The organism is Paraburkholderia dinghuensis, assembly GCF_003837865.1.
GTDB classification, from domain to species: domain Bacteria; phylum Pseudomonadota; class Gammaproteobacteria; order Burkholderiales; family Burkholderiaceae; genus Paraburkholderia; species Paraburkholderia dinghuensis.
This window is the reverse complement of the sequence record NZ_RQIS01000010.1, coordinates 223,652-246,362: the sequence shown is the minus strand read 5'-3', so window position 1 is coordinate 246,362 and position 22,711 is coordinate 223,652. Positions and strand designations below refer to the sequence as shown.

The following is a 22,711-nucleotide window of genomic DNA, read 5'->3' as shown; positions in this document are numbered from 1 at the left end:
CCATGCTGAAGCGGATCTTCCCTCACCCCTGGCTCACGCTCATCCTGCTGCTGTGCTGGCTGCTGCTGATGAACGACGCGTCGGCCGGCAACGTCCTGCTCGGGGCCGTGCTAGGCAGTGCGATTGCTTTCATCATCGGCGAAGGACTGTGGCTGACGCCGGTGCGCTTCGGTCACCCGTGGCTGCTCATGCGGCTCGCGATGCACGTCGTCGTCGATATCATCGTTGCGAATGTTCAGGTCGCGCTGCTGGTGCTCGGCCCCACGCACCGATTGCGGCCCGCATTCATCGAAGTGCCGCTCGACAGCACACACGAAATCGCGCTCACGGCGCTCATCAGCATCGTGTCGCTGAGCCCCGGCACACTGTGCGCGGAACTCTCCGACGACCGCACGCGCCTCATCGTCCATGTGCTCGACCTCGACGACGAAGCCGCGGTCGTCGCCACAATCAAGACCCGCTATGAAGCCCCATTGATGGAGATCTTCGCATGCTAGCCATCGTCATTCCGGTTTCGTTCGCCATCCTTGGCCTTGCGTGCCTGCTCACGCTCGTGCGCCTCGTGCGCGGCCCGGCGCTGCCGGACCGCATCGTCGCGCTCGATACGCTCAACATCAACGCCATTGCGCTGATCGTCGTGTACGGCATCAGCCTGCGCTCCACGATCTTCTTCGAAGTCGCGCTGCTGATCGCGGTGATGGGATTCATCGGCACCGTCGCGCTCACGAAGTACCTGCAGCGCGGCGACATCATCGAGCTGAACTGACACGACCGACCCACGCGATCCCATCGACAGGAGGCCGCCGGATGCAAACCGTCATTGAAGCAATCGTCTGCGCGCTGCTGCTGCTCGGCAGCCTGTTCACGCTGATCGGCGCGATCGGGCTCGCGCGCCTGCCCGACTTTTTCATGCGCCTGCACGGCCCCACCAAGTCGACGACGCTTGGTGTGGGCGGCGTAGTGCTCGCGTCGGTGGTTTACTTCACCGCGCACAACAACTTCGCGAGCCTGCACGAACTGCTGATTCCCGCTTTCCTGTTCCTGACGGCGCCGATCAGCGCGCACATGCTCGCGAAGGCCGGCACCCAGCAGCGTGTGCCGCTTTCACCGGCCACGCGCGGTCGGCCGCCCGTCACGGACCCAGGCGCGGATCAAAGCGGATCGCCGGCGTCACGCAAGGATCGCAATAGCGATAGCGACACGCCCGGCGCCTGAGCCTGAAATCGCGTTACGCCTCATTGACAGACTGGTCATGCACAAAAGGTCTGTTTCAAATACCCACCTTAATCTTGAACATCGACGTCCCTAGACTAGCGTCACTGATTAACCGCTTCGTTCTTCGTAGCAGAACGAAACGCTGTCTGGAGATAGTCGTCATGAAATCGGTGATTCAATCCGTTGCGCTCGCCGTCGTACTTGCAGCGCCTGTCGCCGTGCTCGCGCAATCGAACTTGCAGATCACGCGCGAACAGGTTCGTGCGGAATTGGTCCAGATGGAACGGGCCGGATACACCCCCGCACGCTTCGGAGGCTCCAACTATCCCGACGATATTCAGGCAGCGCAGGCCACGGTCGCAGCCGTAAACAACGCGCCGGCTGTTGGCGGTGTTGCGGATGGCACCTCGGAAGCGGGCGGCCCCGCCGTGGCCACGACCAAAGACAAGACGCTGTATCTGCATCATTAAGCCGTGAATGAGGGGGGCGCCAGTCGCCCGCTTCTTTTCGATGCTTCCAGGGAGTGCCAGGCCATTCCTGGAAGCATGACTTCGGAAAACCTGCTCATCCGAACGCTCGACAGCCGCAATCCGTCAGATCACGCCGCAGCGACACGCCCGCAGCCGGGCTGATCTCTCGTCGACGCCTTGACCGCCTGTCGCCTATTCCCAACAGTAAAAAACAGGAAACACAAGAACGTCACTGCAATTCCATGCATTTGACGAGGGTCTGCCATTTTTGCGTGATATGGAAAGGACCTTTCAAAGCAGTGCGATAGGTGACACAAAAGATAAACACTATTCTGCCGCCCGGGTATTCATGCATCGAGACCGTGCATGGAGCCGCCTATATCGACACAGCTATCCCAGGACAGGCAGGATCATATGAAAAGAATCTCGATTTCAGGGGCAGCGGCTATCCTTTTCGCCGTCGCAGCAACACCCGCGTTTGCACAAAGCTCCGTCACGCTCTACGGCCTCGTTGATACCGCCATTCGCTATCAGACCAACGCTGGCCCGGATGGTAAAGACCTGGTGGGTATGACCGTCGGCCCGGAAACGAACAGCCGTTGGGGATTGCGTGGCACCGAAGACCTCGGCGGCGGACTGTCCGCCATTTTCCGCCTTGAAAACGGCTTCCTGCTTTACAACGGCAAATTCGGTTCGCCCAACACGCTATTTAGCCGGCAAGCCTATGTCGGCCTTTCGAGCGACAAATATGGATCGCTGACTTTCGGCAATCAATATTCGCCGCTCTACGACACGATGGGCGATGTGTTCGATCCGCTCGAAGTCGGCGACTACTGGCAGGACAGCTGGATGTGGAATGGGATGGGTCCGTACCTGACCGTCCCGAATTCGGTCAAGTACAAGCTGACCGTGAGCGGCTTGAGCATTAACGCGATCTACGGCTTCGGCAATCAGCCAGGCTCGGTGGGTCTCGACAGCACGTACGGCGTGGAAGTCTCCTACGAGCACGGGCCCGCGACGCTGAACACGGGCTTCCAGCAAACGTCCGTCTCGTCCGCACGAGGCAGCATCGCCAATGGCGCGAAGATCAACATGGTGCACGTCAGCGGCGCGTATCAGATCACGCCCTCGGTCCGACTGCTGGCCGGCTGGCTGCACGCCCAGGATCAGACCGGCACGACCGACGGCAACATGCAGCAATCCGGCGCGCCGAAATTGTCGGGAAGCAGCCCGAACCGGATCGACGATACGCTTTATCTGGGCGGCAACTGGCAAGCCACCAATCCGCTGTTGATCACAGTCGCGGCGTACTACGGCCACACGCGGAACGCCGAATTGCTCGACGGACGGCTCGGGTCGGGTATCAACTACTCGGCAACCGTTCTCGCCGAATATTCGCTGTCCAAGCATACGGAAGTTTATGGCACGGTGGACTTCGCGCGTGGCAACGGTGCGTTCGCAGCGGATTATCCGGGTGTGACCAACGCCGCCGGCCAGGTCGACAAGCTTGGCCGTACCAACAATGTTGGCGCAGCGATCGGTCTACGTCAGATCTTCTAATGCCACGACGAACGGCGGGCTAGCGAGTCCGTCCTCGGCAGCCAGGCGATAACCTGGCCACACTGTCAGGCACCTGCGGCGCTTGCGGCCGTTCTCCCTTCCGCAAGCGCCGCGTGCGGAAGGTGGTGGCGGCTCGCACGACGCCTGAGCAGCGGTTGCATCAACGCGCCTCGCGAAACACATCAATGCATCGGTCGCGGCGTGAACTGTGGCAGCGTCGAGTTCAGCGGATCGAACGATGACGTGGGAGAGGCCGGCCTCGTCGCCGCGCTGCCACCCGTCGCGCTTCCGGTGTTGTCGTAGCTGCGCACGACAGTCGGCATGAAAAAGAACAACCAGCCGGAATAGGTTTTCTGCTTTTCAAAATCCTCATAGCGAAGCGGAAATCCGCTGCGCTTGATCGTTTCCTGCTCCGACCGGCTGTGCACGCCATAAATGCGGCCGCCGGTCATCATCAGCTCCCAGTCGTTGCGACCGGTGATCGGGTCGGCCCAGGCCCGGCGCAGATGATGCAGCGGTGTCGGGAAGCGCCGGTCGTCGAGCAGATCGTCGATCGAGGCCGGCAGCGTTCGACCGACACGGTAATAGCGCAAGATCGCGAGCCTGTACTGGTCGCCGACGAAAAGCAGCTGCGTCTCCTGTTCCCGGCGCCGCTCGAACCACCACACGTCGAGTGCAGCGGCCAGCGCGATCGACATCAGCATCAAAGCGATCAGAAACGTCAGAAGGACGAGGCCTCGCTGATTGCCGCTGTGACGCGCGACATAACGCGCGCGTGGACCGCGCCGGACCTTGGCGCGAGCAGCGCCTTTCACTGCGCCTCCCCCTGCTCTTTGACGGCCTTCGGACTGCTGGCGGGCAGAACGTCATAGACGCCCGATATGTCGTCGTTCGGCGAGGCGACCGTCGCCCACTTGTCGTCGCCGTTGACTGGATCGACCGGGATCGCGCGCAGGTAGTGCTGCGTCACCAGTTCGTCGAGCGTGTCCGGGTACTGCCCTCTATCGCCGTAAAACTTGTCGATCGCGTCGCGCATCACCGCGAGGTTCTGTTGACGAACGCGCTCCTTGCCCTGGTCGATACTGTGCATATAGCGTGGCAACGCAATGCTGAGCAAGAGACCGATGATCGCCATCACGACCACCAGCTCGATCAGCGTAAAGCCGCGTGTGCGGTCTGGTCGGCGAATATTCATCGTGTTCACCACTGGCTGTACGGAATGCCGTTGATGCCGACGCGATTGCTTTTCGACGTCACGTCGAAAACGTCCTTGCCTGCGCGGCTGGCGGCGGCGTCCGCATTGTCGGCGTTGTCGGGGCTGTCCGGATTGTCCGGGTTCGTCGCGCCCGGTGGCGGCTCACCATAAGCGCGCTGATTCCAGGTGTCCTCCGCGTCGACTTGCGGATCGCCCAGAAAGAACGGATCGCGCGGCACACGACGCAGGAACATCAGCAGGCCGCCTTTCGGGTCCTTCGCATTCGCGACACCCGTCACCAGCACGGTCAATGATGGCGGATAACCAGATGCATCGGCTTCCTTATCGATCAACCCGGTATCGCTCGCTTCCTTGTAGGCGTCGAGCGCAGTGCGGATTTCGCGCAGCGCGGTGCTGAGTTGCTGTTCCTTCTGCCGCTGCACGATCAGCTCCGAAAACGGCACGACCGCGAGCGCAAGTATGCCAACGAGCGCAAGCGTGATGACCAGTTCGATGAGCGTGAATCCGCGCGCACGACGGCGCGGTCCCGAGTGACCGCAACTGCGCAATCGTTCGTGCAGAAACCCCTTCATGGCGCTCAGTAGCCGTTCTGGATTGGACGTAACGGGTTGTCGCTCGGCATATCGCCTGGCGGCATGACGAGTACCGGCGGCGGCGCGGCCGGCGGAGCAGCCGCCGGGGCGGGTGCGGGCGCCGCAGGCGCTGCAGGCACGTTGGCAGTCGGCGCTTCGCCGCCTTGAGGCGCGGTCTCGCCGTTGTCTGTCGATTCCGGCTGCGCGGGCGCGGGTGCAGCGCCTTGTGGAGCGGCCGGCACCGCGGGGAATGTCGAATAGCGCCCGCCATAAGGCGCCGGCGGCGGCGTCGTGCGTGGCGCGGGTGGAAGCTGTCCGAACGCGCTCGTCGGAGGCGCAGTGGTCGCGGCCGCGCCGCGATTTGCCGCCGCCGCAGTCGTACCGCCTCCGACGAATCCCTGTGCGCGAGGCGTCGTCGTCACCTGCGCTGCCTGTGATGCATCGGCTATCACCGGATCGAGCCGCAACTGGTCCGTGTGCACTTTCGTGTCGGTACCCGACCACAATTCCTGCGTGTCCGCGTCGGCAGCCAGTTGCGGCCTGACGATGTGCGGCGTGATCTGCAGCACGATTTCGGTTTTCAGATGATCGCCGTTGTGATTCGAGAACAGCCGCCCGAGCACCGGCAACTGTCCGAGACCGGGAACCTTGTCGGCCGTGACGCGATCCTCGTCCTGAATCAGGCCACCCATGATCTGACTCTCGCCATCATGCAGGCGCAGGCTTGTCGATGCGCTTCGGGTGCCGATCTCATAGGCGAGCGAGGTCAAGCCGGTCGTCGAGTTATTGTTCGAAATCGTATTCGTGATGTTGCTGACTTCCAGATTGAGCTGGATTCCGACGTCGCCGTCGCGGTACACCTGCGGCACGACGTCGAGCTTGATGCCCACATCCAGGTACTGAATCATCTGTGTAAAGGAAGGACCACTCGTGCTCGGCGTACTGGAGCTCGAAATGACCGGTACCTTGTCACCGATAAGGATGCGTGCCTTCTCCTTGTTCCGGGCACGGATACGTGGGCTCGCGAGCAGGTTGGCATCGACGTCGCTCAATTTGAAATTCGCAGTCGCCGATAGTCCACTGACGTTGAACTCATTGAGCGGCAGATGGTGCAGGTCACCCCACGTCGTGACGGTGGACGGCGTCGACATCGTGAACGAGTTGGGCCACGCGATCCCGAGATCGGTCAAGCGGTCGTGCGACACCTCGAACACCTGGACTTCCAGCATCACTTCGGGCTCGGGGAGATCCTGTGCGGCGATCATCTGCTCGGCGACGCGCACCGTGTCGGGCGTACTGCGGATCGTTACCGTGTTCGCGTGCTCGTCGACGACGACTTCCTTGATCTTCAGGAGGCTCTTCAACAGCGACGCGATATGCTTCGCATCGACGTTGGAAAGCTGGAACGTGCGCACCTTCAGCTCCTGATATTCGAGCTGCTTCGCGGGCGTCGCGGGATAGATGAACAACGTGGTCGCATTCATCTGTTTCTTGTCGAGCTGGTTCTGCATCAGGATCATGTCGACCGTATCCTGGAGCGATGCGTTCGTGACGAAGATCGTCGTCTTCAGATCGGCACGCACGTCCCGGTCGAAAATCACGTTCAGCCCCGTGGTGCGCGACAAGGCTTCGAACACCATGCGCACATTCGCATCGCGGAATTGCAGCGTCACCGGCTTGTGCATGATCGACGAAGCCGCCACGGACTCCTCTTTTGCCTCGCGTTGCGCCCGACGCTTGTCCTCGATCTCCATGCGCATCTGCAGTGCGAGTGGATTGGAAGGATTCTGCGCGAGCACGCGCTCCACGCGGTCGTCTGCGAGCGCGTACGAACCTCGCTTCATCATGCGATCCGCCTCTTGCAGCGTCGCGAGGTCGCGACGGTCCTGTTCGATCGCCGCGCCAATATTGCGCCCGCGTTCGCTGGTCGGATCGATCTCCCATGCCTGATAAAGTTTCTGCGTGGCGAGATCGAACCGATAGGTCTTGCGCAGCGCGTCCGCCTCGTCGAGCAGTACGTTCACCTTCTGATCGCGATCATGCATGAGGCTGAGTTGATACGCGGCGTCGGTAGGCGACGGCTGTTGCACTGGCATCTGGCATGAAGTCAACGCGAACACCGCTGCGAACACGAGGGCGAGTCTGCGCACGGCGCCGCTCGCCTCATCGCGGCGAGGCGGTTGGGCGTCGGGTCGATCGCATGGCGCGTTCTTGCGACCACTGCCAGTGTGCGCGGGTCTCATTTAGTTCCCTTCGGACTTCATAGAGATAACCTGGCGCTGGTTAAGCGGCAGATAGACCATCACGATTTCCGCATCCGATATCGATTCGACCCGATACCGCGCGTCGATCACGTCGCCGGTCGAAACGATCAGCAGGTCGTCTCCGTTACTCAAGAACACCTGCGGTTTCGCCGCCTGCGCATCGAGTTGACCCAGATACGCGAATGGCAGAGGCGGCGCCATCGGTGGTGGAGGCGGCGGAGGCGGCGGCTCAGGCACGTCGACTTTCGGCGCGGGTGGAAGCCACGACGATGAAATGAACGGATTGTTGACCGCCGTTAGCGATAGCGGCGCCCGCAACGACGCGAGCCGACTGAGCGGGGCAGACCGGGCAGGCGCTGCGACTGGGCGCGCGGGTTCGTCGTGGGCCACAGATGGTGCTTCGGAATCGGGCGCCACCCCGGCGCCTGCGACCCGGTCGACCAGCAACGCTGCTTCGTCATGCTGCACCTGTGTCGCCGTGTCGACACGAGCATCCGATGCGGCTTCCGCGTCAGCCGCCACGCCCGCGCCTGTTATGCGATCCACGTCTACGAGTTCGGACGACACAGCGCCGCGGTTATCCGTGTGGGGCGCACCGGCCGTCGGCGTAGCAGCAGCCGTCGTCGCGCTGCGCTTCGCGGCCACCGCTTTCTGCCCGTCGCCGCCCGCCGTTTTCTCGATCGGCATGAAGCCGGCCGCCAGATGTTGCGCGGCGCGAAGCGGCGCACCTGGCAGCGACGACGAGGCAGGCGCGTGAGTCGTCACCGTGAGCGCGCGCAAACCGTACGTACTGGCGATCAGCCCGCACAGCGCTACGACGAGGTACTCGATGCGTCGCGCTCTCATGGCCCCGCCCTCCGATAGATCAGTTCGAACCGCACACGCGCGTCGAGCACTTCTCCATCGACGGCGGGACGTTCGACATGAATCTCGCGTAGCGCGGCGTTCGGAACGCTATTCAGCACGAGCGCGACGAAACGACGGATCGACGCATATTGATCCTTTACGGGGATGAGTACCTGATAGTGCAGAAAACCTGCGCCCGGCTCGGCGTTGCCCATCTGATATTCCGCCGAGCCTAGCGTCAGATTGCTCTCGCGCGCGAAACCGATAATCGATGCGATGTCGTCCGCGCTCTGGCCGAACGTCGGGAAGAGTTCAGGCAAGGTGCTGAGCGCGATGGGCCCGGCACTCGGCCGGCCGGTGGACGCGTGCCCCGCGCGCTTTGCAGGCCGTGTCTTCGATGTGATGTCTTCGCTGTCGGTCGCGGGCGTCGTCGCGACGATCAACATCGCGGTCGCAATCAGCGCAATACCGAGCAGCCCGGGCACGCCGAGTGTTCTACGCGATTCGAACCGCCACGTCAGCCAGCGATCGCGCCAGAGTTCGCGCTGGAACATGGCCTGTGTGGGCTTCATGGCTTGCCCCACACTGCGGTGATCTGGAAGCGAACGGGGTTACCCGGCACGTTCGTCTCGACCAGATGCTCGTTCAGGACAGCCTGACGCAGCAGCACACTCGTCTGCAGATAGCGCAGGTAAGCGACCATCGCATCGAGGTTCTTCGCCTCCGCGGTGATACGTATCTGACTGAGCGCCGGGTTCTGGTCGATGCCGATCAACGCAACGTCCTGGTTGCGGTAATCCTCGACGATCGACAGCAGGTCCTGCCACGGCACCGTAAGCTCCCGCAGGACCGCGGCGGCTTGTGTCTGCGCGAGCTTCTGCGCGGGCGTGGGTGCGGTTTTCGGTGCGTGAGACTTCACGAAGGACGCCTGCCGTTGAGCGTCGAGTGCCGCGTCCTGGCGCTCGCGCGTATCCTGCGCGGACCAGAAGTGCACGACGGCAACACAGGTCAGCACGAGCGCGACGCCAAGCAGTGCGATGCCGGCACGTGCCGGACGCTGTTGCCGCTGGCCGAAATCGATGTGAAGGTCGGGCATCATTGCACGGCCTCTGCCGGTTGGCGGCTCGACAACCAGTCGGCACTGGACTGCACGGGGTGGATCACCGAACGGAAACGGCCTTCGAACGCCGCCGCGTCGACCGCATCCCCAAAGAGATAGACGTCGTAGTCTTCGCGCGCGACGCCCGCGTGAGGCGCGGCGCGCTCGAAAACCTGTTCGGCGAAACCGGCAATCCACGCAGAGTTCACCGGGTCGCCCTGGAAACGCCGTTGAGCGTCATAGCCGGACCATCCATTGCCATCGACCAGCACCGCCTGGAGGAGCGTGCTGCCAACGAACAACAGCATCGCCTCGCTCGACGCAACCTGAGCGCGCAGGGCCTGCAACTGCACCGGCAACCACAGCGTCAGACTGGCGATGCTCATATCCGCGGCAATGACCGCATCATGAATGGCGTCGTACAGGGAACGCGCCAGCGCGCTCGCAAAGACCGCCCGTCCGCCGCGCTGAACGTCGAAGCGGACGAGCACAGAGGCAGCGTCAATGTCGTTCACGTCGGCGAAATGCGCGAGCACGATCTCCTCGATTTCGTGTGTCCGAAGCGACCGGAAATCGCCATGCAGGATCGTGTGATATCCCCAGAAATCGTCGAGCACGACGAAGACCCTGCGCTTTAGCGGCAGCCGCGCCTGCGGCCCCGAAATCGTCGCTGCATGGACGAGCGCCGTCCCTAGCGCGTCGATGACACCGGCCTCGGTTGCCCACTGCTGCGGCGCGATGTCGAACGACACAAGCGCGTCCTCAACGCGCGCCCCGTAAAGGTGCCGTTCGATCCGCTGCTGTAGCCCGTCACGCGGCCACACGCTCGGGCCGACCGCGACATGATCGGTCGCGATGCCGATGGTGACGGGTTCATTCAACCATCGTGACACGATTGATTTCCTCGAGCGTCGTCTCGCCGTTCATCACGAGCCGCACTGCAGCGGCGCGCAGGTTGTCCATGCCGCTGCGTGCCGCTGCGTCCTTGATGCGAGCGAGCGGAGCGCGCTCCGACAACAGCTCGCGCAGTTCATCGTTCATGCGCAGCGCTTCCGCGATGGCGCGGCGCCCGCGGTAGCCGCTGCCCCGGCAAAGCGCACAGCCGACGCCGCGGCGAAAGCGGAACGCCCCCGCTTGTTCCGGGGCGATACCCGAGCGCGCGAGCATATCGGCATCGACGGTGTCGTCGTCGGCCACGCATTCGCTGCAGCATTTGCGCAAAAGCCGCTGCGCCACGACACCATTGAGCGCGGACACGAGGCTGTATGCGTCCACGTCCATGTTGGTAAAGCGTCCTATCACGTCGAACACGTTGTTCGCGTGAACCGTCGTGAAAACCTGGTGTCCGGTCAGCGCAGCCTGTACCGCGATCTGCGCAGTCTCCGGATCGCGGATCTCACCGACCATGATCTTGTCCGGATCGTGCCGAAGGATCGAGCGCAGTCCGCGCGCGAACGTCAGGCCCTTTGCCTCGTTGACGGGAATCTGCAGCACATCACCCAGTTGATACTCGACCGGATCTTCGATCGTGATGATCTTGTCCAGCCCATCGTTGATCTCGGTGAGGATGGCGTACAGCGTGGTCGTCTTGCCGCTTCCCGTCGGCCCTGTCACGAGCAGCATTCCATACGGCATCGCCGCCACCGAACGCATGAAGCGCGTGTCGTGCGGCTGGAAGCCGAGCGCTTCGAGCGTCAGTCCGCCGCTCGCCTGCGAGAGCTGATAGCGGTCGAGAATGCGCAGCACCGCATCCTCGCCGAACTGGTTTGGCATGATCGATACGCGGAAGTCGATCTCGCGTCCCGCGTAAATCGCCTTGAAGCGCCCATCCTGCGGCACGCGGCGCTCCGCGATGTCCAGTTCCGATATCACCTTCACGCGCGACAGGACCTGATCGGCGACGTCGCGTCCCTCGACCCGGCCGACCACCGTCAACACGCCATCGACACGACATTTGATCAACAGACCCGCCGAGCGGCATTCGAGGTGAATGTCGCTTGCGCTCATTTTCAGCGCGTCATAGATCGTCGAATTCAGCAGACGGACGACCGGACTGTCGTCGTTGCTGATGCCTTGCAGCGTGAGTGCGAGCGATGCGGGATCCGTCGCGTTCGACGACTGTCCTTCGAGCGCCAGCGAATCCATCGCGCGGACGTCCTTCTCGCGCACCGCGAGCCACGCGCTCAGATCGCCTGGGGCCGCGAGCATCCACGAGTAAGGCGTGGATGGGTGCGTGCGCATCCGATGGTCGATCATGCCGCGCGTGCGGACGTCGAGCGGATCGGCGGTCACGAACACCCGTCCTACGCCGTCGCCCGCATGGAAGCAGATGCACAGGCGCGTGGTCGCCTCGACGAACGTCAGCACCTCGAAATCGGGCTCCAGACGATTGAGTTCCTGCATGCCGATCGACTGCATGCCGAACGCGTGGGCGAGCCGGGAGAGCGCCACGTCGACGTCGAGGCCCGGCCGCGCCAGCCATGCATCCATCGCGCGCACGCCCGAGTCATGAAGCGCGCGCAAGGTCCGGAGCGTTTCGGGGCCATCGGCATAACGGTCTTCGGTGGCGTTCGTGTCCATCCTGTGGCTCCGGCGTTACCCGATGCTCGATGCGATCTCGAAGATCGGCATGTACATCAGCACCACGATGCCGCCGATCACGACACCAATCACGATCATCATGACCGGCTCGACGAGCCGCGACACGAAGTCGATCGTCCGCGACACCTGTGCCTCCTGAAAGCCGGCGATCCGGTCGAGCACCGGGCCAAGCGCGCCCGTCTTTTCCGCAACGGTCAGGAGCCGGTACGTGATGGCGCTCGCAAGGCCAGTCTGTTGAAAAGCCTCCGACATGCGCGTGCCGTTGCGGATACGCTGCATCGCTTCGGCGAGTGCCGCGCGATCGGCGCGCCCCACGAGACCGCGCGCAAGCTCGAACGCGCGCACTGCTGGAATGCCGCCATCGACGAGCATTGCAGCAGTGCGGAAGAACTGCGACTGGCAGAACACATGAAAATGCGGGCCGATTCCGGGCAGCGTGACGAGACGGTCCACGATCCAGTCGCGTGTCGCGGGGCGGCGCAGGGCCACCACGGCCGCAATGATGCAAACAACCGTCCCCACGGCGAGGGCCGTTCCGTGCGCGTGCACGACGACGCCCCACGCCATCAGAACGCGCGACAGAAAAGGCAGCTCGTGCCCGCTGTGTTCGAGAAGCGTCGCGAACCGCGGCACCACGAAGCCGAGCAGAAACAGAACGACGCAAGCACCGACGAGCAGCAACACGGACGGGTATATGGCCGCGGACACAACGCGACTGCGCAACTCACGCAGCATCGCGCTATTGCGGGAATAGCGGGCGAGACTGTCGGCAAGTCCGCCCGTCTGCTCGCTCGCCTTCACGCAGGCGACGAGCACGGGTGGAAACACGCTACCCGCATGTTCCAGGGCGGCCGAAAGCGAATGCCCTTCCTCCAGGTACTTCAGCAGATCGCGATACACAGCTGCGGACGCATCTCGCCGCTCGTTGCCGCCCAGCGTGCGCAGCGCTTCGATCACGCCGACACCGGCATCGAGCAAAGCCGCGAGTTCGCGTGCGAACAGATCGACGTCGAACCGGAATGCCCTGGGCCGCAGGCCCGGCATCGCGCGTCGCACCGGCCTCACGGAGACGATGCGCAGACCGCGCGACCGGGCAAGCGCCTCGGCGGCACGCGGCGTGTCACAGTCGATCCGCAGCTTCTGCAGTTCGCCCGAGGCATCGAATCCATGGAGCAGATATTTCACGCCGGTCTCCTCGCTTCGCGCACTACCAGGACGTGACGGAGGTGTTCTCGCCAGTGCCACCCCCCTGGCCGTTCTTGCCGAGTGAGTACAGGTCGTAATCGCCGTGCTCGCCGGGCGAGCGATAGTGGTAGGGACGATCCCACGGATCGAGCGGCACGGCCTTTTGCAGATAGGGCCCGCTCCAGTGCGGCGCGTCCTGGGGTTTCGTCATCAACGCATCGAGCCCCTCCTCAGTCGTCGGATATTCGCCGACGTCGAGACGGTACTGATCGAGCGCCTTGCCGAGGGAATCGATTTGCGCCTTCGCGATGCGGGTGTTCGATTTGCCGATCTGTTCGAAGTAGCGCGGCGCAACGAGGCCTGCGAGCAAACCGATGATGACCATGACGACGAGCAGCTCGAGCAGTGTGAAGCCGCGCGCCATGCGCGAGGATCGCGCCGCCGCAGTGCGGATTCGCACGGTGTCTGTGGTGGAGCCTCGTTCGTATTGCACGGCGCCTCCTTTACCGACCGACCGCTGCCCATATGCGGCCCGTTGCTACCATTCTTGAGCACGAAAACGCCCGCAATAAGTAGGGAGATCCGTCCATCGCGATGGGTAATCGCCCTCCCGGTGCCGGCCGCATCGCAAGCGGAAATCACAGGAAGGTGATGAGCGTGCGCGCGCGATCCGGCAAGGCAACCATGCCCATGTCCAGCGCGGCGCGAACGAGACCCGTCACGTTGGTCACAGCGAGCTTGCGCATCAGGCTTGCGCGGTGCTTTTCGACCGTCTTGGCACTGAGTCTCAGAGATGCACCGATCTCGCGGTTCGTGTGGCCTTGCGCCACGAGCCGCAGAACCGTGCGCTCACGTTGTGTGAGGAATGGCCGCGCCGGCGCGCACGCGGTCGCACGGTCGTCGGGCACGTCCGTTTCCGGTTCGACGCCGGATATCCAGAGCGTCCCCCGCGATCTGTACGCCGGCACGCGAGGCAGCCGGTTCATCACGCGCCGCATCTCGTCGACGATGTCCGCAAACGCGGCATCTTTGACGACGTAGCCGTCTCCGCCCGCCATTCGCACGGCGTCGACATGGTCGTCGGTGAAGTGAACGGTGAGCGCGATGATCCGAATCGCCGGACGCATCTGCTTGATGCTGGCGATCGCATCGAGACCGCCCATCGAAGGCATGGACAGGTCCATGAGGATCAGATCGGGGTCCAGTTTCGCCGCGAGGTGACACGCCTCGCGGCCATCACCCGCTTCGCCCGCGATCTCGAAGTCGTCGAGCGCGGCGACCATAGCGCACAGTCCGCCCCGCAGCAGGCGCTGGTCTTCCGCAATGAGGACGCGATGTCGCGAGCCCAATTCGTCCGTCCTCCGAAGGCAACTCGCTACTGGGCCGCAAGCACTTGGCGGTACGCGTCGAGCAGTTCGGCCGGCGACGCAAGCCCGTCGATGCGCAGCCACTGCCGCCCCGGTGCGGCGCGGAAAAATACCGCCGCGGTATGGTTCATCTTGTCGCCGCGATAGACGTTGAACGCCTGCTGCGCGGCGATGCTCGCCTCGATCGTGCCCGTGTAGAACTGCCATTCAGGGCCTGCGTTAAAGCGCGCCGCATAGGCCCGCAAGCGCTCGGGTGTGTCTTCCTCCGGGTCGATCGAGATGGACACCAGATGCACCTTGTCGCGCTCGCTGCCCAGCTTTTCCTGAAACTCCTGAAAGGTCTGGCTGACCATCGGACAGACAGTCGTGCAGGTCGTGTAGATGAATGTCAGCAGGACCGGGCGTCCGTCGTTCAACTCATCGGTGAGCGATACCTGCTTGCCGTCTTCCCGCACGAGCGTCACGGGGGGCAACGTGTAGTCGACTGTCGTTTTGATCGTGCCGCTGTCCATCATGTGGTGATGTGCATGCGCCGCCGCTTCGTCCGACTTCGCGTCCGGCGTCGAGGGCGCCATGGCGTCCATCGCCTCGTCGGTCATCGCCATGCCGTTCATGGCGTGATGGTCGGGCGCGGCGCCGTTTGTCGTGCCGTTCGTCGTGCCGTCGTCCATCGTGGCATGGTCTGCGGCTGCGTCGCCCGTCGCGACATCGGCGTTGTCTGCGCCGTACACGGGTGCCGCGATCACGCCAAGCAGTCCGGCCGAGAACACGCACAGCACCTTGACCGGCAGATTCCGGATGGTCTTCATGCTCGCCTCCTCACGCACGCTGGCTGCGTCGCGGTTGCACACCCGCTGCCACACCTGACGCCTTATGCGTTTGCGTGCCTCCCAGTCTTGCGAACCGGACACCGTGCGTCACTGGATGAAAGTACCCAAAACCCTTGCGGGTATCTCCACCAGCGTAGAACCCCACCGTCGAGGCCCCTTCATCTCCCCAGGCATGGGGAGGCATTTACCCGGTTGCTTCCCTGTCTTCACGCGGCCTAAAATCGGCACTAATTGGTGCTTCTCCCTCGGCTTTTCTGGAGTAACCAGGCCATGACTGCTGGACGAACGGTTGGTGCACCCGTGAGTTTGCGAGACCTGGTCAACGCCATGCGCGAGCTCGACCGTGCCGTTCACTTGCGCGGTGCCGAGCCGGTCCAGGTCCCCGACGCACGCGGCGCGGCGCTTGCCGTTCTTTCCGCCGACGGCGTCGTGCTATGCGCGAATCGCCGCGTCGCGGCGCTGCTCGGCCAGGAGTGCGGTGAACTCACCGGCCGCTGGCTCGTCGACTTCGCGCCGAGTCAGGAACGCACCGCGTTGCAGGCGCAATTGTCCGCGCCAGCCCTGAACGAATACCGCGCGATCGATGCGCTTCTGATCGGACGAACCGGCCGGCCTGTCGAAATGACACTGCATCAGCACGCTATTTCAGGCGTCGCAATTGCTAACCGGTCGCGGCTCACGCTGTTCTGCGAACCGATCGTCATGGTCGCGCGCTCACCTGCGAACTACGATCCGTCCGACTCTTCGTATCGTTCCGCGGCCCTGCTACAGCTCGGCCAGCACACGGAACGTCAGCGTCTTGCCGCCGATCTGCACGATGGCCTGGGCCAGGATCTCACGTTGATCAAGTTGATGGTCGAGGACGCCAGGATACGTCTGGGCGGCGGTCGCACCGACGAGGCCGTTCAACTGCTCGACACCGCCGTCAAACAGGTCCGCGACACGATGGATGAAATGCGCCGTATCTGTGGGGAGCTGCGCCCGCTAGCGCTCGATCGTCTCGGCCTTCCGGCGGCGCTATCCACCTTGTGCCAGCGGTTCGCGCACGGCACGCAGAGCCTGACGATCCGATTTCGCTGCAATGTTGAGGATAACGATATACCGGCGCCCCTGAAGACGGATATCTTTCGCATCGTACAAGAGGCGCTGAACAACATCCTGAAGCACGCATCGGCGACCGAAGCAGAACTCGAACTCAGACTGAGCGGCAACACGCTGCATCTATCGGTCAGCGACAACGGCAGTGGCTACCTGACCCGTCCGATGCACCCGGACGAAATCGGCGCATCAGGGTTCGGCCTCGTCGATATGCAGCATCGGGTCGAGGCGCAAGGCGGTCACTTCTCTATCGACTCGTCAGAACTGAACGGCACGCTGCTCGTCGCTACGTGGGTGCTGTAACGCTTGCCCCGCCTCGCGTCGCCACGCGCTCATTCACCCCGATGTCGTGTCGCCGATGCGGGCATCCGGCATCGGTTCGCTATTGCCGGCCGGGCCATCCGGCACGTCGGCGAGCCGCCCGGTGAGCGTCCGTGCGAGCGTGCCGCTGGTCTCCCGCTCTGCGCACCGCGAGGCAAGTGAAGTCAGGAGCCCCATACTGATCGCCACGAGAACAAGCTCGGTCATGTTCTCTATCGACAACTTGTGCATCATGCTCGCGCGATACTTTTCAATCGTCTTCGGGCTCAGGTTCAGGTATTCACCGACCTGGCGGTTCGTGTGCCCTTCGGCGATCAGCTTGAGCACGCTACGTTCGCGGGCGGTCAGTACGTCCCACGCTCTCTTCGGTCCAGCGGCCTCGCGTCCCATGACGAACGAGTCGACCATGAAGCCATAGACGTCCGCGCTGAAGTGCTTCTTCCCCTGCATGACGGTACGCATTGCCGTGAGCAGTTCGTCGAACGACACATCCTTGAGCGTGTACCCGTCGACACCGGCCCGCAGTGCTTCGCGCACGTACTCCTCGCTCTGATGCACCGTCAACGCGATGATGCGGACCTGCGGCATGCGGCTTTTGATCAGCGCGGTCGCGTCGATGCCATTCATGCCGCGCATCGACAAATCCATGAGGATCAGATCGGGGCAAAGCCGCGCCGCGAGTTGCTGCGCCTCCTTGCCGTCTCTCGCTTCTCCAACTACGTCATATTCGCCGTGCACGGCGATCATTGAATGCAACCCGGAACGTAGCAGATCGTGGTCTTCGACAATCAACACACGGTATTTGATGTTCACGGTGCTCTCCTTTCGGTGACATTACTCCGATGTACCGGCTTTCGTTCACTGCTTAAATCGCACCTTCCCATCCTTTCAAATATTTCTTTCTCTTTATTTACGATTTGTTTTATATTTACTGACACGAACTGGCGATATTCCGCCCCGCCAGGCTTTGCGTCCTGTGCTGCAAGGTCCGAGCCAATGCCGCGCTAGCGCCATGGATATTGCGCGAGACTTGATCGACCCTGACAAGCTCCATCGAATTTCGAATAAAACGATTCAGGCGTGAACACTTTGTATCGGTTGTAATGGTCAGTAAGATTCCCCACTCGGTATTTTTTTTCCACCACACTGACATTCCGCCCGGTAAATTTCGGACTCCGGCAAACAAGAAAAATATTCTCCCGGACCGTCTTCAGGTTTTCCTAAGGGTTGAAGATAGCCTTAAGAAAGCCTGACTAAATTGGGTTCGACTATGTAACATCCCCATGTAGGCTGGTGATTTGCTTCCCCCACTCATCACGAAAGAGGACAATTCCCCATTGATTTGCACACGTTGCGGACTCCACAATAAGAATGCGGAGGGAGGCGACGATGTGCGTTCGCGATCGAATCTCGTCTGTCGGCAAGCGTCGTGCTCTGGTGGCTGCGATCAGTCTCGCCGCAGCGGCTGGCGCCCACGCGGGAGGCGCGATATTCGGCGCGGTCGGAACAGACGGCACGATAACGCTCACCGATACACCCGGCAAAGCGGGGCTGAGGATCATCGTCGAGGCATACGCCCCCGCGAGCATCACAGCAAAGCGGTCCACTCCGTCGCGCAACAGGGCCGATGCCGTTCTCGTATCTAACGTTATCGATGAAGCGAGCCGGCAATTCCGGCTGCAACCCGAGTTGATACGCGCGGTTATCGACGTCGAGTCTCGCTACGATCCTGCTGCCGTATCCGATAAAGGCGCGCTGGGCCTCATGCAGTTGATGCCTGATACGGCGCGCCGCTTTGCGGGCGGCGACATGCTCAATCCACGCGAAAACGTGTTGACGGGTGCCCGCTATCTGCGCTTCCTGCTCGATCTCTTCAACAACGATATGGAACTCACGCTTGCGGCGTACAACGCCGGTGAGGACGCCGTGATCCGCGCCGGCTACCGGATCCCGCCTTATCCGGAGACGCGCGGTTATGTGCCGCGCGTGCTCTCGCGCTACCGGGCCTTGCTGTCCGCCAGCGGCAAGTGAGTGTCGAGTTTCGCGATTGGCGCTGCCGTTGGTGAAGGTGACGCGGATTGCGGCACGGTCCATGGTCCGTCGGCGACTACCCGCGAAGAATCCGGCTGGGCAAACCGCACGATGTAGCCTCCTTTCGACGCGTAGTGCTGTCCCGTCGCGAGGCTAAGGCGAGGATAGAAACCGGTCAGCACACGGTGTTCGAGCATGTCGTCGACGCGCTCGACAAGATAGTCGCGCACGAACGCATCGACCAGATGGCTCAACGTTTCCGCGAGCAGCCCGCACGCGAGCCATGTGTCCACCTGCACGCGTTCGTCGACGACGGGAATACGGCGAATCGCGAACCAGCCGAACGCGTAGTCGACGCGTACGCGGCGGCCGTCCGGAAGGTCGACGGGATAAGCAAGCGAAGCGACGTTACGCCAGCGTTCCGGGAGCGGCGCATGATCGAGTCCGCCCATCAGGCCAGAAACGAACACGCGCGGCGGGGGCGGCGATCCGCGTAGCGCCTCGATATCGTTCGGGCGTAACCAGAGCACGAGCACCTCTCCCGCAGCGACGCCGCGCAACGCGTGCGCGACGCTCTCGCCCGGCGCCAGTGCAACATTGGCCACCTCGAACGGCTTGCCCTTCAGCGCCGCCGCAAGCGCCCCGGCAGCGGCCTCGCCGCTATCGCCCTTGCGATAGATCTGGCGCACCCTCGTCGCCGTGTGATGTGGCGTGCCGGGAGGATCGTGAGCCTCATCCACGATGCGTTGCGCGATCAGTTCCGCTTCGAGCAGCACGCCTTTCGAGAAGTAAAGCGAATAGAAGTCGCCCGGCGACGTCACAGGCACTTCGACATTCGGAAAGAGACACGGCACCCGCTGCGCCTCGCAGAAGTCGTGGACCGGCGCCCAGTTGCTGCCTCCAAGGCCAGAGAGAATCGCGAACACCGGCTGCCGCGCCATGTCCTCCACAAGCTGCGCCTGCCAGGTCGACGGCGGGCCGTGCAGTTCCCAGACGTGCAGCTCCCAGCGACGGTTCACCATGAACATCATCTTGCGCGAGCTGCGCAGCGCCGGTGTCGCGCCCAGCGGCGTAGCGTTCTTGTCCGCGAAGTACTGTTCGAGCACGGCGAGCATGCCGCGTCGCTTCACCGGGTCGGCGTCGGGGGTGATGATGGTCGCGAAGTGCAGCGTGGTATCGGCGACACCCGGCGCACGGGCGTGATCGAGACGTTTCAGATACGCGATCAGCGCAGCCATATCGGCATCGTTCAACGCGAACTGCGGCATCAGATAGCCGAGCTGCCGGCCGTTCGGGTCGACGCCATCGCGGATCGCCCGCGCCAGCGTCGCGTCCGTGTACGGATCGCGTGCGGTGCGCATGCCGTCGATGAACGGGATGTCGCTTGCATCGCCTGCATCGCCCGCGTTGGGGTCGCGCGTGCGCGCGTGCGTCAGATACTCGCCGGTGATCGGCGGTATCAGGTTGTTGCCTTCGCGCGCGCCAAGTCCGCTGCGCCGGTGACAGTTGACGCAGGCCGCCTCGGCCCCGCGCATGCGGACTGCGCCGTCGTGCATCGCCTCGACCGGTTCGCCCGACCCGGCGATGCCGCGCTGGTAGATCGCCTCGCCTGCATCGGCAAGCGGCGCGGCGAGCGTTGGAGTCGTCGATACGAAGAATGCGGCGAACAGCACGAACGCGCAGCGTGCGAGCGTATGCGCGGTATGGCTTCGCGCCGTCATGGTCAGTGCACCGGCCGGCGGATACCCAGTGGCGGTACGCTGGCGGCGTTCATCGGCGCAGCGCCCGTGCCGATGTCGATGGTGTGATGCCGCGCCGCTGCGACCGGCTTCGCGAACACCAGCGCATCGAGCGGCACGTTGAGCGCAATCGTGTCGATCACCAACCGGTCGCGACGCTCGCCGCCTGCCGGACCGCTTTCGATAACGAACGGCATCCGCACACCGTCGACCTCGCGGAAGTCGCGGAAAACGACCTCGGTCGTCGCGGGCTTTCCGCCGAGGCCCTGTCCTTCGCGCGTGTACTTGACGTCGAGATAGCTGTGCGCGTCGATCCATACGTGGTGAATCGCGCCGGACGGCAGCTTCAGCGACAGCCGCCAGGCATCGTGGCCATCGACCTGATCCATGCCCTCCAGCGCGACCGCGATGCCCTTGCGCTCGTGGTCGATGAGCGGTCCGTCGATGACCTGTTCGTCGCGAGCGAACCGGACTTCCTGCGGGCTGTATTCGCGCACGTCGGGCGCGCCGCCGCTGGAGGGCCGCGCCTTCCAGCCCACTTGCCCGTTGAACGCGTGGATGATGATCTGGTTCATCGCGGTGACTTCGAAGCGCGTCTTGTCCGGACGCGCCAGCGTCAGCGAAAACGGCATGCCCGGCGCAGGTGAATTGGGGCTGTCGACGTGGCCCTTCCATACCATCGTCTGCACCTTCCGCCAGGCCTCGGCACCACCGCGAGCATCGACGTTTTTAGCCACGATCTGTGCAGCCGTCATGTTCATGTCGGTCGCGCAACCCATCGCGACGGCCAGCACGCTCATGCAGCCCGCGGTTATCCCTCTCGTTATCCATCTTGCGATCCGAGTCATCATTGTCCCCGTCGTTCGCCTCGTCACAATGACCATGCCCGCGCGATGACAAATCCGTTACTTGCGCGCCGGAATGGGCGCTCACCGACGCGTGTCGCCGTCACTTCGCAGCCACCCTCGTGGCAGCGGGCAGCGGCTTCGCAAAGAGCGCGTCATCGACGGGCTGATTGACCGTCACATGCTCGATCGTGATGCGATGCACCTGCTTCACCCCCGCAACGACCGTCTCGATCACGTGCGGAATCATCACGCCGCTTTCCTTGCGGTAGTCGCGGTAGTACACGGAGACCGTGTGGAGTTTGCCGTCGAGCTTGCGAGGGTCGCCCTCCACTTTCGTTTCGAGGAACGTCGATGCATCGACCCACACGTGCCGCTCGCTGTGATCCTTCAGTGTCACCTTCAGTTGCAGCGCCCGGTGACCGTCGATCGAATCCGTGCCGACCAGATCAATACGATTGCCCTTCGCCGCATAGTCAATGAGCGGACCGTCGAGATCGGCAGTACCGGCTGCCGAATGCAACTCGGCCGGCGAATACGGTTCCGGTTCCGTGCGCCCGAGGAACGGCCTGACCTTCCAGCCCTGCGTGCCGTCGAAGACCTGGTACGAGGTCTGACCGTTGAAGCGCAGCTCGAAGCGGCTCTTGTGCGGCCGCTTCATCGTCAGCGTGAAAGGCAACTGAACGGGCTTCGTGCCGCCGACATCGATCTGACCGGTCATCGTCAGCGTGTTGACGGATCGCCATGTCTGCAAGCCGCCGCGCGCCTCGGCGTTGCGGTCGGCCACCTGAGCGCCGCTCATCCCCGCCGCTGCGGCGGTCAGGGCGCTGCCAGCCAGCAGGCCGGCCACGAACAGGCTCCCCCATCCCCCCCGTCCCGTTACTCGTTTCATCTGTCACCTCCGCACGTGTGTTGTCCCAGCCACCGCCCCGGCGGCGCATTGCACGGTCACTCGACGACAAGACCATCGACATGGAACGACCCGATGAACACGTCGACCCGTTCACCCGCCTTCACGAGATTGCCCTTGTTCGAAAACACCATCCAGTACTCGCGGCCCACTTCGAGCTCGCCCGTCTGCCGTAACTGGCCGATGTTTTCCATGACCGGCACTTCCAGCACGGCATGACTCATGTGCCCGAACAGATAAGGCGTAGCACTCTTGTCGCCGATCATCTTCGCGACGGTCCGGTCGGTCACCCGGAAGCTGAAGCGCAGCAGGTTGCCCGATGCGGTACGCCGCACGCTCAGCGAGTCGACACCCCGGCTCGCGTCGTAAAGCTCGCGGGCCTGACGCGGCATCGTGACCGGCACATACGGCGACGTGCGGGCCGCCGCCTCGCCCGCCCCCGCCTGCTGCGCGGCGGCCGGTTGCCCCGCGAGCACGGCCAGTCCGGCGCTGCACCCGAGTGCAACCAGGCATCCTGCTGAACGCGCTCGAATCATCCGGCG

At 63.3% G+C, this 22,711-nt stretch carries 25 protein-coding genes; 7 read left to right on the top strand and 18 right to left on the bottom strand.

The annotated features are described in order from the left end of the window. The first annotated feature begins 2 nt into the window (after window positions 1–2). The 5 genes from D1Y85_RS15680 to D1Y85_RS15660 all read left to right on the top strand — a co-directional run bounded on the left by D1Y85_RS15680 (window position 3) and on the right by D1Y85_RS15660 (window position 3,245). Window positions 3–497, top strand: coding sequence for a Na+/H+ antiporter subunit E (locus D1Y85_RS15680; protein ID WP_124151975.1), 495 nt, complete (start codon window positions 3–5; stop codon window positions 495–497). After that, window positions 491–766, top strand: a complete 276-nt coding sequence (locus D1Y85_RS15675) for a K+/H+ antiporter subunit F (protein ID WP_124151974.1) — start codon at window positions 491–493, stop codon at window positions 764–766. Before D1Y85_RS15680 ends, D1Y85_RS15675 begins: the two co-directional genes overlap by 7 nt. A 41-nt stretch (window positions 767–807) precedes the next feature. After that, complete coding sequence (locus D1Y85_RS15670; protein WP_124151973.1) at window positions 808–1,215, top strand: Na+/H+ antiporter subunit G; 408 nt, start codon at window positions 808–810, stop codon at window positions 1,213–1,215. A 161-nt stretch (window positions 1,216–1,376) separates the two neighbouring features. After that, complete coding sequence (locus tag D1Y85_RS15665) at window positions 1,377–1,685, top strand: DUF4148 domain-containing protein (RefSeq protein ID WP_124151972.1); 309 nt, start codon at window positions 1,377–1,379, stop codon at window positions 1,683–1,685. Window positions 1,686–2,099: 414 nt separating this feature from the next. Beyond that, window positions 2,100–3,245, top strand: coding sequence for a porin (locus D1Y85_RS15660; protein ID WP_124151971.1), 1,146 nt, complete (start codon window positions 2,100–2,102; stop codon window positions 3,243–3,245). A gap of 182 nt (window positions 3,246–3,427) precedes the next feature. Here D1Y85_RS15660 and D1Y85_RS15655 read toward each other — a convergent pair whose 3' ends face one another. From D1Y85_RS15655 to D1Y85_RS15595, 13 genes are all read right to left on the bottom strand, one after another. Then, window positions 3,428–3,949, bottom strand: coding sequence for a type II secretion system protein (locus D1Y85_RS15655; protein ID WP_425466939.1), 522 nt, complete (start codon window positions 3,947–3,949; stop codon window positions 3,428–3,430). A 107-nt stretch (window positions 3,950–4,056) separates the two neighbouring features. Further along, window positions 4,057–4,440, bottom strand: a complete 384-nt coding sequence (locus D1Y85_RS15650; protein ID WP_124151970.1) for a type IV pilin protein — start codon at window positions 4,438–4,440, stop codon at window positions 4,057–4,059. Window positions 4,441–4,445: 5 nt separating this feature from the next. Next, window positions 4,446–5,033: a type II secretion system protein gene (locus D1Y85_RS15645; RefSeq protein WP_124151969.1), complete on the bottom strand. Its 588-nt coding sequence runs from the start codon at window positions 5,031–5,033 to the stop codon at window positions 4,446–4,448. Between the two features lie 5 nt (window positions 5,034–5,038). Beyond that, window positions 5,039–7,129: a secretin N-terminal domain-containing protein gene (locus D1Y85_RS15640; RefSeq protein WP_246024935.1), complete on the bottom strand. Its 2,091-nt coding sequence runs from the start codon at window positions 7,127–7,129 to the stop codon at window positions 5,039–5,041. Between the two features lie 147 nt (window positions 7,130–7,276). Beyond that, window positions 7,277–8,143, bottom strand: a complete 867-nt coding sequence (locus D1Y85_RS27060; RefSeq protein WP_185218995.1) for a hypothetical protein — start codon at window positions 8,141–8,143, stop codon at window positions 7,277–7,279. After that, window positions 8,140–8,715 (bottom strand): hypothetical protein, encoded by a 576-nt coding sequence (locus D1Y85_RS15630; RefSeq protein ID WP_246024926.1) that lies wholly within the window; start codon window positions 8,713–8,715, stop codon window positions 8,140–8,142. Before D1Y85_RS15630 ends, D1Y85_RS27060 begins: the two co-directional genes overlap by 4 nt. Next, window positions 8,712–9,242, bottom strand: coding sequence for a hypothetical protein (locus D1Y85_RS15625; protein WP_124151967.1), 531 nt, complete (start codon window positions 9,240–9,242; stop codon window positions 8,712–8,714). Before D1Y85_RS15625 ends, D1Y85_RS15630 begins: the two co-directional genes overlap by 4 nt. After that, window positions 9,239–10,135, bottom strand: coding sequence for a hypothetical protein (locus D1Y85_RS15620; protein ID WP_124151966.1), 897 nt, complete (start codon window positions 10,133–10,135; stop codon window positions 9,239–9,241). The genes D1Y85_RS15625 and D1Y85_RS15620 overlap by 4 nt, the downstream gene beginning before the upstream one ends. Further along, entirely contained in the window at window positions 10,116–11,822 is a 1,707-nt protein-coding gene (locus D1Y85_RS15615; protein ID WP_124151965.1) for a GspE/PulE family protein, read from the bottom strand. Before D1Y85_RS15615 ends, D1Y85_RS15620 begins: the two co-directional genes overlap by 20 nt. Window positions 11,823–11,837: 15 nt before the next feature. Further along, complete coding sequence (locus D1Y85_RS15610) at window positions 11,838–13,028, bottom strand: type II secretion system F family protein (protein ID WP_124151964.1); 1,191 nt, start codon at window positions 13,026–13,028, stop codon at window positions 11,838–11,840. Window positions 13,029–13,050: 22 nt separating this feature from the next. Beyond that, window positions 13,051–13,452: a type II secretion system major pseudopilin GspG gene (gene gspG, locus D1Y85_RS15605; RefSeq protein WP_124152007.1), complete on the bottom strand. Its 402-nt coding sequence runs from the start codon at window positions 13,450–13,452 to the stop codon at window positions 13,051–13,053. A gap of 214 nt (window positions 13,453–13,666) precedes the next feature. Further along, the gene (locus tag D1Y85_RS15600; protein ID WP_124151963.1) at window positions 13,667–14,377 is read right to left on the bottom strand and encodes a response regulator; all 711 of its coding nucleotides are present in this window, start codon (window positions 14,375–14,377) and stop codon (window positions 13,667–13,669) included. Between the two features lie 26 nt (window positions 14,378–14,403). After that, window positions 14,404–14,979, bottom strand: coding sequence for an SCO family protein (locus tag D1Y85_RS15595; RefSeq protein WP_246024934.1), 576 nt, complete (start codon window positions 14,977–14,979; stop codon window positions 14,404–14,406). A gap of 516 nt (window positions 14,980–15,495) precedes the next feature. Between D1Y85_RS15595 and D1Y85_RS15590 the strand changes: the two genes are divergently transcribed. Next, on the top strand, window positions 15,496–16,626 hold the full coding sequence (locus tag D1Y85_RS15590; RefSeq protein ID WP_124151961.1) for a sensor histidine kinase: 1,131 nt from the start codon (window positions 15,496–15,498) through the stop codon (window positions 16,624–16,626). A 33-nt stretch (window positions 16,627–16,659) separates the two neighbouring features. Here D1Y85_RS15590 and D1Y85_RS15585 read toward each other — a convergent pair whose 3' ends face one another. Further along, a complete protein-coding gene (locus D1Y85_RS15585) occupies window positions 16,660–17,457 on the bottom strand; it encodes a response regulator (RefSeq protein WP_124151960.1) in 798 nt (265 codons plus the stop codon). Between the two features lie 576 nt (window positions 17,458–18,033). Between D1Y85_RS15585 and D1Y85_RS15580 the strand changes: the two genes are divergently transcribed. Beyond that, window positions 18,034–18,675: a lytic transglycosylase domain-containing protein gene (locus tag D1Y85_RS15580; protein WP_124151959.1), complete on the top strand. Its 642-nt coding sequence runs from the start codon at window positions 18,034–18,036 to the stop codon at window positions 18,673–18,675. Here the strand turns inward: D1Y85_RS15580 and D1Y85_RS15575 are convergent. The 4 genes from D1Y85_RS15575 to D1Y85_RS15560 all read right to left on the bottom strand — a co-directional run bounded on the left by D1Y85_RS15575 (window position 18,642) and on the right by D1Y85_RS15560 (window position 22,705). Then, window positions 18,642–20,396: a c-type cytochrome gene (locus tag D1Y85_RS15575; RefSeq protein WP_124151958.1), complete on the bottom strand. Its 1,755-nt coding sequence runs from the start codon at window positions 20,394–20,396 to the stop codon at window positions 18,642–18,644. The genes D1Y85_RS15580 and D1Y85_RS15575 overlap by 34 nt on opposite strands. 2 nt (window positions 20,397–20,398) lie before the next feature. After that, window positions 20,399–21,214, bottom strand: coding sequence for a LolA-like protein (locus D1Y85_RS15570; protein WP_124151957.1), 816 nt, complete (start codon window positions 21,212–21,214; stop codon window positions 20,399–20,401). Window positions 21,215–21,362: 148 nt separating this feature from the next. Continuing rightward, window positions 21,363–22,151 carry a LolA-like protein gene (locus D1Y85_RS15565; protein WP_124151956.1) on the bottom strand — a complete coding sequence of 263 codons (789 nt, stop codon included), beginning with the start codon at window positions 22,149–22,151 and terminating at the stop codon, window positions 21,363–21,365. 56 nt (window positions 22,152–22,207) lie between these two features. Further along, window positions 22,208–22,705 (bottom strand): hypothetical protein, encoded by a 498-nt coding sequence (locus D1Y85_RS15560; RefSeq protein WP_246024925.1) that lies wholly within the window; start codon window positions 22,703–22,705, stop codon window positions 22,208–22,210. Between the last annotated feature and the right edge of the window lie 6 nt (window positions 22,706–22,711).